The organism is Paenarthrobacter sp. CC6, from assembly GCF_040560085.1.
Taxonomy (GTDB): domain Bacteria; phylum Actinomycetota; class Actinomycetes; order Actinomycetales; family Micrococcaceae; genus Arthrobacter; species Arthrobacter nicotinovorans.
On sequence record NZ_JARDAN010000034.1, the window covers coordinates 15,363 to 29,361 of the forward strand.

14 protein-coding genes and 1 riboswitch are annotated in these 13,999 nt (G+C 65.4%); of the genes, 9 read left to right on the forward strand and 5 right to left on the reverse strand.

Going from position 1 to position 13,999, the window contains the following annotated elements:
* Window positions 1–84: 84 nt before the first annotated feature.
* The 3 genes from PV760_RS20930 to PV760_RS20940 all read right to left on the reverse strand — a co-directional run bounded on the left by PV760_RS20930 (window position 85) and on the right by PV760_RS20940 (window position 4,040).
* Window positions 85–1,233 (reverse strand): mannitol-1-phosphate 5-dehydrogenase, encoded by a 1,149-nt coding sequence (locus PV760_RS20930; protein WP_039243292.1) that lies wholly within the window; start codon window positions 1,231–1,233, stop codon window positions 85–87.
* On the reverse strand, window positions 1,233–3,251 hold the full coding sequence (locus PV760_RS20935) for a PTS mannitol transporter subunit IICBA (protein ID WP_039243294.1): 2,019 nt from the start codon (window positions 3,249–3,251) through the stop codon (window positions 1,233–1,235). The genes PV760_RS20930 and PV760_RS20935 overlap by 1 nt, the downstream gene beginning before the upstream one ends.
* A 66-nt stretch (window positions 3,252–3,317) precedes the next feature.
* Window positions 3,318–4,040, reverse strand: a complete 723-nt coding sequence (locus PV760_RS20940) for a TetR/AcrR family transcriptional regulator (RefSeq protein WP_018780189.1) — start codon at window positions 4,038–4,040, stop codon at window positions 3,318–3,320.
* 129 nt (window positions 4,041–4,169) lie between these two features.
* Here PV760_RS20940 and ptsP point away from each other — a divergent pair, with 129 nt between their 5' ends.
* The 6 genes from ptsP (at window position 4,170) to PV760_RS20970 (ending at window position 8,217) form a co-directional block, all read left to right on the forward strand.
* Window positions 4,170–5,855: a phosphoenolpyruvate--protein phosphotransferase gene (gene ptsP / locus PV760_RS20945; RefSeq protein ID WP_189076902.1), complete on the forward strand. Its 1,686-nt coding sequence runs from the start codon at window positions 4,170–4,172 to the stop codon at window positions 5,853–5,855.
* A gap of 29 nt (window positions 5,856–5,884) precedes the next feature.
* Window positions 5,885–6,163, forward strand: a complete 279-nt coding sequence (locus PV760_RS20950; RefSeq protein WP_018780191.1) for an HPr family phosphocarrier protein — start codon at window positions 5,885–5,887, stop codon at window positions 6,161–6,163.
* A gap of 34 nt (window positions 6,164–6,197) precedes the next feature.
* A complete protein-coding gene (locus PV760_RS20955; protein WP_064723662.1) occupies window positions 6,198–6,605 on the forward strand; it encodes a helix-turn-helix domain-containing protein in 408 nt (135 codons plus the stop codon).
* 80 nt (window positions 6,606–6,685) lie between these two features.
* Window positions 6,686–6,931, forward strand: coding sequence for a hypothetical protein (locus PV760_RS20960; RefSeq protein WP_018780193.1), 246 nt, complete (start codon window positions 6,686–6,688; stop codon window positions 6,929–6,931).
* Window positions 6,932–7,016: 85 nt separating this feature from the next.
* Window positions 7,017–7,820 carry an alpha/beta fold hydrolase gene (locus PV760_RS20965; RefSeq protein ID WP_354628621.1) on the forward strand — a complete coding sequence of 268 codons (804 nt, stop codon included), beginning with the start codon at window positions 7,017–7,019 and terminating at the stop codon, window positions 7,818–7,820.
* Between the two features lie 133 nt (window positions 7,821–7,953).
* Window positions 7,954–8,217, forward strand: coding sequence for a DUF6480 family protein (locus PV760_RS20970; protein ID WP_018780195.1), 264 nt, complete (start codon window positions 7,954–7,956; stop codon window positions 8,215–8,217).
* 15 nt (window positions 8,218–8,232) lie between these two features.
* Here the strand turns inward: PV760_RS20970 and PV760_RS20975 are convergent, their stop codons facing one another.
* A complete protein-coding gene (locus PV760_RS20975; protein WP_026267504.1) occupies window positions 8,233–9,297 on the reverse strand; it encodes an ATP-dependent DNA ligase in 1,065 nt (354 codons plus the stop codon).
* Window positions 9,298–9,343: 46 nt separating this feature from the next.
* On the opposite strand from PV760_RS20975, the gene PV760_RS20980 reads away from it, so the two are divergent.
* Window positions 9,344–9,574 carry a hypothetical protein gene (locus tag PV760_RS20980; RefSeq protein WP_354628622.1) on the forward strand — a complete coding sequence of 77 codons (231 nt, stop codon included), beginning with the start codon at window positions 9,344–9,346 and terminating at the stop codon, window positions 9,572–9,574.
* 128 nt (window positions 9,575–9,702) lie between these two features.
* Window positions 9,703–9,853: riboswitch (cyclic di-AMP (ydaO/yuaA leader) on the forward strand.
* Between the two features lie 15 nt (window positions 9,854–9,868).
* On the forward strand, window positions 9,869–11,035 hold the full coding sequence (locus tag PV760_RS20985) for a hypothetical protein (RefSeq protein WP_354628623.1): 1,167 nt from the start codon (window positions 9,869–9,871) through the stop codon (window positions 11,033–11,035).
* A gap of 248 nt (window positions 11,036–11,283) precedes the next feature.
* Here the strand turns inward: PV760_RS20985 and PV760_RS20990 are convergent, their stop codons facing one another.
* Complete coding sequence (locus PV760_RS20990; RefSeq protein WP_039243307.1) at window positions 11,284–12,498, reverse strand: PucR family transcriptional regulator; 1,215 nt, start codon at window positions 12,496–12,498, stop codon at window positions 11,284–11,286.
* Between the two features lie 208 nt (window positions 12,499–12,706).
* Here PV760_RS20990 and ald point away from each other — a divergent pair, with 208 nt between their 5' ends.
* Window positions 12,707–13,825 carry an alanine dehydrogenase gene (gene ald, locus PV760_RS20995; protein WP_018780201.1) on the forward strand — a complete coding sequence of 373 codons (1,119 nt, stop codon included), beginning with the start codon at window positions 12,707–12,709 and terminating at the stop codon, window positions 13,823–13,825.
* Window positions 13,826–13,999: the final 174 nt, after the last annotated feature.

The window sequence follows — 13,999 nt, forward strand, 5'->3', positions numbered from 1 at the left end:
GCGAATTGCACGGCAGCCCCATATACGCTCTTTCGCTTGGCGACGGGTCCTAACGGACGTCGGCGCCGGCCATCCTGGAGAGGATCAGGCTTCCGCCTGCCGGTCCTCCACCAGCTTCTGCACGGCGGGGAACAGCGGGTGCGTCGGCGGCAGTTCCGTAACGCGTTCGACGACGGCGGCCGCGTCCAGTTCGGACAGCATCCTGGCAAGCTCCACGGCTTCGTCATCGGCACCGTCGTCAAAACGGAGGGCTGCCGACATCGCCTCGAGCAGGGCCACCGGGGTGACGCCCCGCTCTGCCAGCTCGGCCGCCGGACCAACGAACCGCTCGTGCCGGCCAAGCTTCCGCAGCGGCGCACGGCCCACGCGGTTCACGGTATCCGGCAGGTGCGGGTTGCTGAAGCGTTGCAGGATTTTCTGGACGTACGCTTCCTGCTCGGCCTCCACGAAACCGTGCTTGGCAACCAGGAGTTCCTTGGTTTCCTCCAGCACGGCCCGGACCTTCGCGGCCACGGCAGGATCGGCCATGGCGTCCGAGATCTTCTCAAGCCCTGCACCGTAGCCGAAGTACGCAGCCGACGCATGGCCGGTGTTAACCGTGAACAGCTTGCGCTCGATGTACGGTCCCAGCTCGTCCACGAACGTCGCGCCGGGGATGCTCGGCGCATTGCCGCCGAACGGCGTACGGTCGATGACCCACTCGTAGAACGTTTCCACCGTGACGTCCAGGCCTTGGCCTGGTGCCTGGTTGGGCACGATCCGGTCCACTGCGGTGTTGGCAAAAACCGCGACGGCGTCCAGGTCACCGGCAGAATCGTCCCAGGCAGCCCGGATCTCCGTGTGGAGGAGGTCCGTGGCATTGATGGCGTTCTCGCAGGCCATGACCTGCAGCGGAGGGAGGTCCGCGGGCCGGGCGGCCAGCCCGCGGGCGATCACCGGCGCCACGAACTTCAGGATGTGGGGCCCCACCGCGGTGGTGACCACATCCGCCGTCGCGATTTCCTCCACAACGGCGGCTTCCTGTGCGGCCGAGTTCAAGGCGCGGAAGCCTTCGACGGTCTTGACCGCCGGGTTTTCGCCTACCTCATGGACGTCGTAGCTGCTGGCCTCCGCGAGCTGGCTGATGAGTGCATCCGCGACGTCGGCGAACACCACCTCATACCCGGCTTCGTGCAGCAGCAGCCCCACGAAACCCCGCCCGATGTTGCCTGCCCCAAAATGGACTGCCTTCACTATGCGTTGACCTTTCCGAACAGCTCCAGGACTTCATCCACCGTGGTTGCTTGCTCCAACTGGGCAACCTGCGCCTTGTTGGTGAAGATCTTGGCGATGGAAGAGAGGATGTGGAGGTGTTCGTTGTTGATGCCGGCCACGCCGACTACGAACTTCACTTGCTTGCCGCCCCAGTCGATGCCCTCGGGGTACCGGATGATGGACACGGCCGAGTGGTTGATGTGTTCCTTGGCATCGTTGGTGCCGTGGGGGATCGCCAGGAAGCTGCCCATGTAGGTGGACACGGATTCCTCACGCTCGTGCATGGCATGGACGTAGCTGACATCCACGGCGCCACGGTCCAGCAGCAGCTTTCCGGCCTCGTCGATCGCACTGTCGCGGTCGCGGGAGGTGCCGTTCAGGATCACGCTTTCGCGAAGCAGGACGCCTTTGCCTTCGACGGCGGCAGCCGGCTCGGCGGCATGGGCACCATGGGCGGGGGCTTCTTCGACGGCCCCCGAAGGAGCAGCCGCTGCTGGAGCGTCTGCGCTGTTGCTCGAACGTACCAAGTCAACGATTTCATCGTACCTGGGGCTGTTCATGAAGTTGTCTACCGAGTAGTGCACGGCGCTGGACGTGCGCGGTTGTGCACGTTCGGTGAGGTCCTGGTGGGTGACCACGACGTCGTAGGTGTCGCTGAGGTTGGCGATGGCCGAGTTGGTGACCTTGACGTCCGGGAAGCCGGCCGCCTTGATCTTGTTGCGGAGGACGGAGGCACCCATGGCGCTTGAGCCCATGCCGGCGTCGCAGGCAAACACGATGTTCCGGACCGGACGGGTCAGGACGGTGCCTTCACCCTGAGCTGCTTGCCTGTCTCCCACGAGGGCGGAGGAGACGGAGCTCTTCTTGCCCTTCATGGCTTCCATACGGGACGTGGCTTCACTGAGATCGTCGTCGCCCTTGTTCTTGGACGTGCGCAGGATCAGGGAGGCGATCAGGAAGGACACAGTGGTGGCAAGCACGACAGCGAGGACCACGCCCACGTAGCTGTCACGTGAGGTTTGGGCTATGACGGCAATGATGGAACCCGGAGCAGCCGGAGCCACGAGACCGGAGTTGGTGATGGCCAGGGTAGCGATGCCCGTCATGCCGCCGCCGATGGCAGCGAGGATGAGGATGGGCTTCATCAGGACGTACGGGAAATAGATCTCGTGGATTCCGCCCAGGAAGTGGATGATCGCAGCACCGGGAGCAGATGCCCGTGCAGCACCACGGCCGAAGAACATGTAGGCCAGCAGGATGCCCAGGCCAGGGCCGGGGTTGGCTTCGAGCAGGAACAGGATGGACTTGCCCTGGTCCAGCGACTGCTGGATGCCCAGCGGTGTCAGTACGCCGTGGTTGATGGCGTTGTTCAGGAAGAGGACCTTGGCAGGCTCGATGAAGATGCTGGTGAGGGGCAGCAGGCCGTTGTCCACCAGGAACTGAACCACTGAGCCGGCACCGGCTGTGAAGGCCTTGACTACGGGGGTCAGGCCGTAGAACCCGAGCAGGGTCAGAATTCCGCCCCAGATACCGGCGGAGAAGTTGTTGACCAGCATTTCGAAGCCCGGACGGATCTTGCCGTCCCAGATGCTGTCGATCTTTTTCATGGTCCAGCCGCCCAGCGGCCCCATGATCATGGCCCCTATGAACATAGGAATACCCGTGCCCACAATGACACCCATGGTGGCGATGGCACCCACCACACCGCCGCGGACGTCATAGACCATCCGGCCACCGGTGTAGGCAATCAGAAGCGGAAGCAGGTAGTTGACCATTGGGCCCACAAGGCCCACGTTGGCAACACCCTCGGCGTTGGTCCCATAGCCCCCGAGTTCCGGCACGGGAATCCAGCCCTTCTCGATGAACAGGGCCGTGATGAGGCCCCAGGCGATGAAGGCGCCGATGTTGGGCATGATCATGCCGGACAGGAATGTTCCGAACTTCTGGACGCCAACGCGGGCGCTGGTGCGGGGCTTCGCAACTGTCTCTGTTGCCATGTGAATTCCTAACGTGTTTCCCGCGGCGGCGCGGGGTCAGTCGATATAGAGATCGAGAGAGAGCAGCTAGGAGCTGCTAGAAATGCGGTGAAGCCATTCCAGGAAAAGCTTCAGTTCAGAGCTGGAAAGTTGGTCCGAATGCGAGGCCTGCAGTGCCGCATTCAGGGCGATTGCCGCAACAACTACCGACGACTTACCGGAGTCGTCCGCTGCGGCGCCACGGGCGGTTTCCGTGGAGACGGCAAAAATCATGGAATCCCGGGTCATCGTTGAGAGCTCGAGGTTCCGTTCTTCCACCGGTTCAGCGATCAGCATGAGCGTGACACCCACGTTGGCCGCCAGGATGCTCCGCGCCGCTTCGCGGGGCGGCACATTGATCTGACCCGCGATGGCGGCCTTGTTCAACATCTCTTCCAGGAGCGCTTCAGCATCGGCCACGATTGCCGGGCGGCTCTCCGGCCTGATGTTGCCGAACATGACCAAGTACAGATGGGGTTGGGTCAGTCCGAACTGGACGTGGTTGTCCCACATCCGCCGGACGTCTTCCAAGGGCTCCCCGGACGGCGCAAAGTCCCGCTCCCCCGCCACGTACTCTTCGAAGCCTGCTGATACGACGGCGTCGAACAGTCCTTCTTTGTCACCAAAGTGGTGGTAGAGCGTAGGCGCCGTGACACCGGCAAGCTTGGTGATCTGGCGCGTTGAGACCGCTGACCCCTCCGAATTCGCCAGCAATTCGGCAGCTGCGCGAAGCAACCGAATTTTAGGCGGAAGCTGGTCATCGAAACTCATAACCGCTACCCTAGCACCTATAGCGTTGCTATATGAAGTGGCTCACAAAGGAATTTTGTAGGCTGGTTACAGAGGCTCCCGGTGCCGTCGCCGACGGGTCTGAAACAACAAGCAGGAACAGAGGATTCAGTGCAGAATTTCCAAGGAGTTGGGGTAAGCCCTGGCCGCATCACCGGTTCCGTCCGCCAGATGCCCAAGCCGGTGAGTGAACCGCCGTCGGGGGAACGCCTGGCCGCGGACGTCGCTCCGGAAGACGCCGTCGCGCGTTTGAAGGCAGCCGCGCAAGCCGTCCATGACGAACTCAAGGCGCGCGCGGAAACTGCCTCCGGCGACGGCAAGGCCGTCCTTGAGGCCACCGCCCTCATGGCCAAAGACACCATGCTGCTGAAATCGGCGGGCAAACTCGTCAACGCCGGAACCTCCGCAGAACGGGCCATCTGGGAAGCCGGCGCATCGGTCTCCGAAATGCTGCACAACCTGGGCGGCTACATGGCCGAGCGCGCCACCGACGTCCTGGATGTCCGCGCACGCATTGTTGCTGAACTCCGGGGTGTCCCCGCACCGGGCATCCCGTCCTCCGAAACACCCTTCATCCTGGTAGCCGAGGATCTCGCTCCCGCCGACACTGCGACCCTGAATCCCGCAGTTGTCCTGGCGCTGGTGACCTCAGGCGGCGGGCCGCAGTCCCATACGGCGATCATCGCGCGCTCCCTTGGCCTGCCCGCCGTCGTTGCGGCCCACGGCGTGGACGGGATCGCGGACGGCTCAGAGGTTTATGTGGACGGCGCTGCCGGCTTCGTCGCCGTCGAACCGACCGAGGAACAACGTGCACTTGCCACCGCCTGGGCGGAAACTTCCGCCACGCTGGCAGCCTTCGACGGAAACGGCACGACGGCGGACGGCCACCTGGTCCCGCTCCTCGCCAATGTGGGCGGAGCCAAGGATGCCGTGGCAGCTGCGAAGCTGGGCGCCCAGGGCGTTGGCCTGTTCCGCACCGAATTCTGCTTCCTGGAGCGCGACACCGAGCCCTCCGTGGATGAGCAGGCCGCCGCCTACAAAGCCGTGTTTGACGCGTTCCCGGGCAAAAAGGTGGTCCTCCGCACCCTCGACGCCGGCGCCGACAAGCCCCTCCCCTTCCTCACGGATGCCACCGAGCCCAACCCTGCACTGGGCGTTCGCGGCTACCGCACCGACTTCACCACCCCGGGCGTCCTGGAACGCCAGCTCGAGGCGATCGCCCGCGCCGCGTCGGAATCCGAGGCCGATGTGTGGGTCATGGCTCCTATGATCTCCACAGCTGCCGAGGCAGGACGCTTTGCCTCGCTCTGCGCAGCAGCGGGAATCCGGACGCCAGGCGTAATGGTGGAGGTCCCCTCCGCCGCGCTGACGGCCGCAACCGTGCTGCGTGAAGTGGGATTCGCGTCCCTGGGCACGAACGACCTCACCCAGTACGCCATGGCCGCCGACCGCCAGCTGGGCCCCCTCGCGGATCTGAACACTCCGTGGCAGCCCGCGGTGCTGCGGCTGGTGCAGCTCACCGTGGAAGGCTCGGCACAAGAGGGCAACAACAAGCCCGTTGGCGTCTGTGGCGAGGCCGCCGCGGACCCCGCCCTCGCCGTCGTCCTCACCGGACTGGGCGTCACCACACTGTCCATGACCGCGCGCTCGTTGGCCGCGGTCGGGACCGTGCTGAAGACCGTCACGCTGGAGCAGGCGCAGGAACTTGCACGCCTGGCTCTGTCCGCCCCCAGCGCCACCGAGGCACGCGACTGGGTCCGCGCCAAGCTCCCCGTGCTCGAAGAGCTCGGCCTCTAACCCTTCCCGCACCAACGCAAGGAGAAACCATGCCAGAACGCACAGCAACCGTAGCCAGCCGCTCCGGACTGCACGCCCGGCCCGCTGCCCTGTTCGCTGAGGCAGCCGGCGAGCAGCCGGTAGATGTCACCATCGCCATGCAGGGCCAGCCCGAGGACGAAGCGATGGACGCGGCCAGCATCCTCTCGCTTATGACCCTCGGCGCTGCGAAGGGTGACGTGGTGGTGCTTCGGGCCGAGGGGGACGGTGCCGATGCCGCGCTGGACGCACTGGTGAAGCTGCTGGAAACGGATCTGGACGCGGAGTAAGTTCTTCCTCCACGCCGCAGGCTAGGCTTCTGCCATGGCATTGATAGCTCCCCGCGTCACAGCGGGCCTCCCCGCCGACGACGCCCGGAACCTGGCGCGCTCCCTCAACGACAGCGACGACATCACCGTGTTCGTGGACGGCACGGTCCACCGCCTGCCCGATCAGGCGCGGGACGCCGTCGTCGACCTCCTTGCGAGGCTCGGGCGGGGCGAAACGGTGACCGTCAGCAGCGTGGAGGAAATGCTGACGACTTCGCAGGCTGCGGAGCTTGCCGGGATCTCGCACACCTATCTGCGGAACATGACCGACCGTGGCGAGATTCCGGTGGAATACCGGGGAACGCATCGTCGGATCCGGCAGGCGGCGATCATTGCGTGGCTGGAAACCCAGAAGCGGAAGCAGGACGAAACCGCCGCTGCGGAGGCTGCGGAAAGCGACTGAAAGCGTCCGAGTGATAAGGATCAAGCAACGATCCCAGCCAACAGGCGGGGACCTGTAAAGCCCGGGGTTACGCTTGATCGGTGGGCAATTTCAAAGGGTGGCATATCGTGGCCGGTTTGGCTGCGCTTGCCCTTGCCATACCCTTGGGCTCAGCCATGGGATTGAACTTTGTGGCCACCTTCATGTTCGCGTGCACGGTGTTCGTGGCGGTCACCATGTGGACCGAATCGAAAATCGCACGACGCCGGGAGGCGGCTGACGCTGCGAAGGCAGCTGATGCGCGGCCGGCCGACTCCAATGAATCGGACGACGCTGCGCGGGACTAGCTCGCACCGGCGAGCCCTCCGAAACCGACAGCATGCTGTTCAATAGCTGTATGGCTTCAAGGTACTTTTCCGTCATTTGTCCTGCATGAGCGCGCTACTGTCCTCCGACATAGAGGCCCATGGCCTCACCGGACGCATCTTCTGGACCGAGGGGTCTCCCGAACCCGGGTCCGCGGCCGGGGCCGGGGCCGGGTCGGCAGAGAAGCCTGCCTACATCCTGATCCACGGCATCGGGGTTTCCCACCGGTACCTGGCACGACTGCACGCCGTGCTGGCGGCGCATGCGCCCACGTACTCCTTCGACCTGCCGGGCTTCGCCGGCACTCCCCGACCCGGCAGGCAACTCCAGGTCGAGGACTACGGTGCCTTCATTGCCGGGGCCCTGGCATCCCGCGGCATCGACTCCTACATTTTGGTAGGCCACTCCATGGGGGTGCAGTTCGCCATTGAGGCTGCACTGCACCGGCCGGAAAGTGCACGGCAGCTTGTGCTCATGGGGCCGGTTGTCGATTCGCGGCACAAGAACGTGATGCAGCAGTCGATTGCCCTGACACTGGATGGCATCCTCCGCGAGAGTCCTTCGTCCAACTGGATCGTCATGGGGGACTACTTCCGGTGCGGACCGCGCTGGTACGTCACCGAACTGCCCGTGATGATGAAGTACCCGACCCTGGATCGGCTGTCCGGCATCGATGTCCCGGTCCTGGTTCTCCGGGGAAGCCGCGACCATGTTGCCGGACCGGATTGGTCCTTGAGGCTTTCGCGGGCGGTGGCCCAAGGGCGTCTGGTGGAAATTCCCGGCGTCGGCCACGTTGCCCAGCACATGCGCCCCAAAGCCGTGGCGGACGCCATCCGCAGCTTCGTCAACGCCACCACCCGGCACCGCTGAGCAAGCAGGACGCCGAGGCGCAGGGAGCCGCACCGGCACGGGCACCTCTACGGACGGCCTTGTTGGCGCGGCCCGTCCCGGATAGGCTGGCGGAGCAAGCTAATTAGTAAGCTTACTTACGAAAGGGCTCACCATGACCAGCTATGACCCGGAAGACGATCCCCGGACCTTCGGCGTGAGCGGCGCCAGTGGACCCATCGACACTACCGCCGACGCGGACAGCATCCACGAAGATCCCGACATGCGCCAGGACGAGGACGACGACCCCGCTTCCTCGGCCAATCCCGACCCCCTGGATGGAAACGTCACAGGCCTCGAGCCAGGCGGCGGCGTGCCCCCGGGAGAAACCCCGCCCGCCGAAGGCAGCATGAGCAGCGACCAGGGGCACGAGGAGTAGTTCCCCGCCGGGCCACTACGGCAGGCTCAGGATCTCCCCAAGGTCGTACTCCGCAGGCTCTTCCAGCTGCGAGTACGTGCAACTTTCAGGAGTCCGGTCCGGCCGCCACCGACGGAACTGCGTCGTGTGGCGGAACCGGTCACCCTCCATGTAGTCGTAGGCCACCTCGATCACCAGTTCGGGGCGCAGCGGCACAAAGGAGAAGTCCTTTCCGGCGCTCCACCTGCTCTGCGCCCCGGGCATCCGTGACCCCCCGGGCGAATCGTCCTGCTTGGCCCACTCGCCCCACGGATGGTCGCCGAGCTCCACTTGATAGGGCTCAAGCTCCGCCACCAACGCCTCCCGCTTTGCCATGGGGAATGACGCCACGACGCCGACGTGATGAAGCCGGCCGGAGTCGTCGTAGAGCCCCAGGAGCATCGACCCCACAACTTTCGCGGTCTTGTGCCAACGGAACCCGGCCACCACGCAATCGGCTGTCCGCTCATGCTTCGTCTTGAACATCACCCGCTTGTTCGGCTGGTAGGTGCCGTCGAGCGGTTTCGACAGCACGCCGTCGAGGCCTGCTCCCTCAAGCTGCACGAACCATTCCTTGGCGCGCCCCAGGTCCGTCACCGCAGGCGTTACGTACACAGGAGGCCGGGCGTCGGCGAGGGCTTTCTCCAAGGCCGCGCGCCGCTCGGCGAAGGGCCGGCCGGTCAGATCCTCGTCGCCGAGGGCAAGCAGGTCGAACGCCACCAGGGACGCCGGCGTCTTCTCCGCAAGCATCCGAACCCGGCTGTCCGCGGGATGGATTCGCTGCTGCAGCACCTCGAACTCAAGCCTGTTGCCCTGGATCAGGATGATCTCGCCGTCCACAACGCACTTGTCCGGAAGGTTCTTCTTCAGCGCTTCCACCAGCTCCGGGAAGTAGCGGGTCATGGGCTTCTCGTTGCGGCTGCCCAGGACGATGTCGTCCCCGTCCTTGAAGACGATGGTCCGGAATCCGTCCCATTTGGGCTCGTAATGCCCAACGTCGGGGATGTTCGGGACGGACTTGGCGAGCATGGGCGAAACGGGCGGCATCACTGGTAGGTCCATAGCTCATGTCTACCGGCCAGTACGTGCCCAAGGCTAGTGTTGGCGGATGGACATCTTGGCCGTGTTGGCAGCAGTGCTCGGAGTTCCCGCGCTCATGGGCGCGCTTTGGTACTGGATTGCGCGGGAGAACAAGCGCGGCGTCCGGCGGGCCGCAGCAGGCGGCATGCTGGGGATCGCAGACGAAGTCTTCCGCCCTGCCACACATCAAGCCCACCAGGTCCGGAAAATCGAACACGAAATCCCCGCCCCCGCACCGGCCCCGAAGCCTAAGCGGTAGCACCCTCCCGCGGGGGCAGAACTACCGCCCGTTACATTAATGTGACTTTACTTTCCGCCTCCTGTACGGTCGTAGGGCGACCCGATCTCCGCTGGGCCGCTTCTGGATTGACGCCGGGCTCTGCCGCAATCCAGGATCCGCCAGACCCGCGGCAGAGACGGGGGACCCACAGTTTCCCGGGCTTGTTTTCTCCGCAAGCCCTTGGGGTGAAGCCGCCACGCGCGGCCGGACGGCCTCGTCCGAACCCGACAGCTAACCTCGCAGGCGTTGAGAGGCACAACCATGTCCCCAACCATGGATAACCCACGCCGCGCGCAACTCGAGCGCGAGCGCACCAAGCCAACCGGACGCCGTCGGGCCCAACCCAGCGGATCCCCGGAACCAGCCACGACGGCGATCCCCACCGTAACGGCACCCACTCCGGCATCACCCGCTACGGCTGCGCCCACCACGCGGGCTGCGGCCCGGGCCGCTGAGCGTGAGCGTGCGGCAAGGGCTGTGATCGCCCCTGCCGAGCCGAAGGCAGCCCCTGCGCTTCCGGAGCCGGCAACCGCAGGCCCGGAGCCGGCAACCGCAGCGATTCCGGTAGTCGAAGCCGCGCGGGCCGCAGCTCCGGCATCCACCACACCAGGGCCTCCCACGTCAGCCATTCCCGTGGTTGCCGCACGCAAGGCAGCCACCCGCGGGGAAGCCGGAGCCGAAGCGGCTGCCCCGGCCCCGGCGGCATCCCGCAAGACACCTCCGCCGGTGACGGCATCAACCCTCGGCACCACCTCCTCATTTGGCCGCGAACCCCAAGCTGTTCTGCGGAAAGCCGCGTCGGTGAAGCACATGAGCCAGCGCATGGCAGTGGTTGCCGGAGCACTGGGCCTGGTACTGACTGCGGGAACCGTCGGGCAGGCACTGGAGCTTCCGTTCTTCGGTCAGGAAAGTCCGGCCCAGGAAGCCAGCGGCGGCCAGAGTGGCGAGGACCGCCAACCGGGCTCGGCAGCCCCTGCGCCCCGGGCTTCCTACACCACAGCGTCCTCCCCGTCGTCGTCGGGTCAATCGTCATCCGAAGCAGGCCAACCGGCCACGGTACCGGAGGCACCTGCGGCGGTTTCGCCGTCGTCGGTTCCTTCACCGCACGTCTCACTGGCAGACCCCGTCTGGGTCCCTTCTGCGTCCGCCCCGGCAGTCGCAGCGCCGTCCCCCGTAGCCGGCACTCCGGCTCCGACCCAACCTGCGCCGGCGCCCGGCGACGTGCCCTCGGACACGATCACGACGCCGCCGGCAACACCGACGCCCACCACGACGCCGACGCCGACCACCACTCCCACGCCGACCCCGACGCCAACACCGACGGGAACGCAAACGGCAAAGCCCCGGCCCACCGGCAAGCCCACCGCAGGCACGTCGCCTCAGCCGCAGGCGTCCACCTTGGAATCGCTCCTTGACGCCGCACAGAAGGCACTGCAGTGAGCACGCGGTTGCCCCGCACCAACGTGCACGCCGGCTGGCACGGGCGGTACTGCAGCAGCAGCCGCACGGCAACGTTCCGGCACCGTTTGGGCCGCTGGAGTTGCCAGCGGCTGAGGCGCTCCTGACGCGTTCCCCCGTGAACGGCCAGGCAAGCGCATTGGCATCAGACAAGGCAGGTACCCGCGCGGGTACCTGCCTTATCTGTTTCTTACGCTGAGTCTTGCCGGTGCTTAGATCCGCGGTCCGGCTCAGATCCGCGGCCTGCCGGCCCAGCGCCGCGCCTTCAAGGCAGCATGCAATTCAAGCCGGATGGCACCGTTCAAGGGATCAGCACCGATGAGCTGGCGGATGCGTCCGAGCCTGTTGTAGATGCTGCTCCTGTGGAGGTGAAGTTTCGCCGCGACATCCTGCACGGCACTGTCGTTGTCGTAGAGAAGCTCCAGGACCGGCAGGAGCTCGCCGTTTTTGTCCTGGTCCTCAAGCGTCCGGAAATGCACCGAGCCGGTATCGTCCCAGCCGCCCGGTGCCAGCAGGCGGTCAAAGAGCTGGTACACGCCCACGGAACGGCTGTCCACCAGTTCCCCGAGCTGCGCATCCACGGCCGCCGCCTGCGCAGCAACCTTGGACTGCCGGTACGCCCCCGCGAGCTGCCTGATCACCTGGAAGGGTTCGCTGATCCCCAGGATGACGCGGTCCACGGTCCGGCCGGCACGCTTGGCGAGCTCAAGCTGGTAATGGACCAGGACCTGCGCGTGGTCTGCCCGTCCTCCGGATTCCCGGAACAGGACCACCGAGTGGGTTTCCGTGCCCGCGCTGAACAAAGCCGCGTTCACGCCGATAGTGGACTGCAGCGCGGCTGAGCGGTGCGTGAGGGTTGCCGCGATGGGATCGACGTCGGACCGGGCACCTTCGGCGTCAAGGATCGTCACCAGTTGCCACGGGCCGCGGCCTTGGATCTCCTTCCACCCCGCAACGGCCGCCACGGCGTTCGATTCGCCGCCACAGGCCGAGAGGAACTCCTGCTCACGCCTGCGCCGGAACTCGGACTCGGCCGTGTTCGAGTCCAGGAGCAAGCCCGCCAACAGGTCCAGTTCGTCCCGAACGCCGGGCAACTGGGCGAGGATCGCCGTCGCGCTTTGCTCCTCAAGGTCCTGTTGCACCCACAAGTACCCCACACGGAAACCGCGGACCAACAAGGGGACACAGACGCGGCCGAGCATCCCGAGTTCGTCGTTGGCGGGCACCACCACGGGGCGCACGGCGGTGGAGATACCGTGCGAGAGCTGCCAGGCGCTGACGTCGCTGGGGACGCGCTTGCTGAGCAGGAAATTCACCCGGACGCGGTCTGCGTGGGATTGGTTGGAACTGTAGGCGAGAAGAACGCCGTCGAGGTCCTCCAAGGACAGTCCGCGGCCGAGCTTCAGTGCTACGCGTTCAACGATCTGTTCCACGTCTTGCTGCATCCGGAAAGCGTACCAACAGCAGGCGACACCTGACGCCTTGGTGCTCGACAAATGTCGAGCTTGACGGCAGGAGTTCCTTGAATTTCCGGGGTTTTGCTCCCGGGCCGATCGGGAATCCATGTCGCCTGCCTCACAGCCGGATTTATTCTGGAATCACAGCCCGCAGCAAATATTCGGCCGAACAGGCCGCTAACGATGGAGCCAGCAAATGATCATCGGCGTCCCCAAAGAAATCAAGAACAACGAGTTCCGCGTAGCCATCACGGCCGCCGGCGTCCACGAGTTCCGCACCCACGGACACACCGTTCTGGTTGAGCGCGGCGCAGGCCTCGGCTCGGGCATCACCGACGAGGAATACTCGATCGCCGGCGCCGAAATCGTCAACGAAGCCGATGACGTGTGGGGCCGCGCGGACATGGTCATGAAGGTCAAGGAACCCATCGCCGCGGAGTACCACCGCTTCCGCAAGGGCCTGATCCTCTTCACCTACCTGCACCTCGCCGCAGAACCCGAGCTCACCGCCGAGCTCATCAACTCCGGCGTCACGGCCATCGCCTACGAAACCGTGCAGGAAGGCCGCACGCTTCCGCTGCTTGCCCCCATGTCCGAGGTCGCGGGCCGCCTGTCCGTCGTGGTCGGCGCTTCCTCGCTGATGGCTCCGGCCGGCGGCAAGGGTGTCCTCCTGGGCGGCGTACCGGGCGTCCGCCCGGCCAAGGTTGTTGTCCTCGGCGCCGGCGTTGCGGGAACCAACGCCGCTGCCATGGCGCTGGGCCTCGGTGCTGATGTCACCATCATGGACATCAACATCAACCGGCTGCGCGAACTGGACGCCCTCTACCAGGGCCGCCTGAAGACCGTTGCCTCCAACGCCTACGAGATCGAGAAGTCAGTCATCGACGCAGATCTCGTGATCGGCTCCGTCCTGATCCCGGGCGCCAAGGCTCCCAAGCTGGTCACCAACGAACTCGTCTCCCGCATGAAGCCGGGCTCGGTCCTGGTGGACATCGCTGTGGACCAGGGCGGCTGCTTCGAGGACACGCACCCCACCACCCACCAGGAACCGACGTACAAGGTCCACAACTCGATCTTCTACTGCGTTGCCAACATGCCTGGCGCCGTTCCGAACACCTCCACGTACGCACTGACCAACGTCACCCTGCGCTACGCCGTGGCACTGGCCAACCTGGGCGTCAAGGCCGCCTTCGACCGCGACCCCGCCCTGGCCGCAGGCCTCAACATCGCCGCAGGCCACGTGGCACACCACTCCGTTTCCGAGGCGCACAACCTGCCCCTCGTCAACGACTGGCACAGCCTGGTCTCCGCCTAAGCAGCCAACCACGACGGCGGGGTGCAGCTTCCACGTGAAGCCGCACCCCGCCGTCGTGGTTTAACGCCTGCCGAGTGACAGTTAATGCCAATGTTCCCGAGGCAAAGTCAATTGGTGGGAGCAACGCTGGGGGTTAGGCCGCTTGTAGCAGCTGGTTTAGCCGGTTGGCTGGGG

Bases quoted from the DNA above. Each gene is read 5' to 3' on its own strand.
- PV760_RS20935 (WP_039243294.1), bottom strand. From the start codon at position 3,251: ATGGCAACAGAGACAGTTGCGAAGCCCCGCACCAGCGCCCGCGTTGGC.
- PV760_RS20940 (WP_018780189.1), bottom strand. From the start codon at position 4,040: ATGAGTTTCGATGACCAGCTTCCGCCTAAAATTCGGTTGCTTCGCGCA.
- PV760_RS20950 (WP_018780191.1), top strand. From the start codon at position 5,885: ATGCCAGAACGCACAGCAACCGTAGCCAGCCGCTCCGGACTGCACGCC.
- PV760_RS20955 (WP_064723662.1), top strand. From the start codon at position 6,198: ATGGCATTGATAGCTCCCCGCGTCACAGCGGGCCTCCCCGCCGACGAC.
- PV760_RS20965 (WP_354628621.1), top strand. From the start codon at position 7,017: ATGAGCGCGCTACTGTCCTCCGACATAGAGGCCCATGGCCTCACCGGA.
- PV760_RS20970 (WP_018780195.1), top strand. From the start codon at position 7,954: ATGACCAGCTATGACCCGGAAGACGATCCCCGGACCTTCGGCGTGAGC.
- PV760_RS20975 (WP_026267504.1), bottom strand. From the start codon at position 9,297: ATGGACCTACCAGTGATGCCGCCCGTTTCGCCCATGCTCGCCAAGTCC.
- PV760_RS20980 (WP_354628622.1), top strand. From the start codon at position 9,344: ATGGACATCTTGGCCGTGTTGGCAGCAGTGCTCGGAGTTCCCGCGCTC.
- PV760_RS20985 (WP_354628623.1), top strand. From the start codon at position 9,869: ATGGATAACCCACGCCGCGCGCAACTCGAGCGCGAGCGCACCAAGCCA.
- PV760_RS20990 (WP_039243307.1), bottom strand. From the start codon at position 12,498: ATGCAGCAAGACGTGGAACAGATCGTTGAACGCGTAGCACTGAAGCTC.
- ald (WP_018780201.1), top strand. From the start codon at position 12,707: ATGATCATCGGCGTCCCCAAAGAAATCAAGAACAACGAGTTCCGCGTA.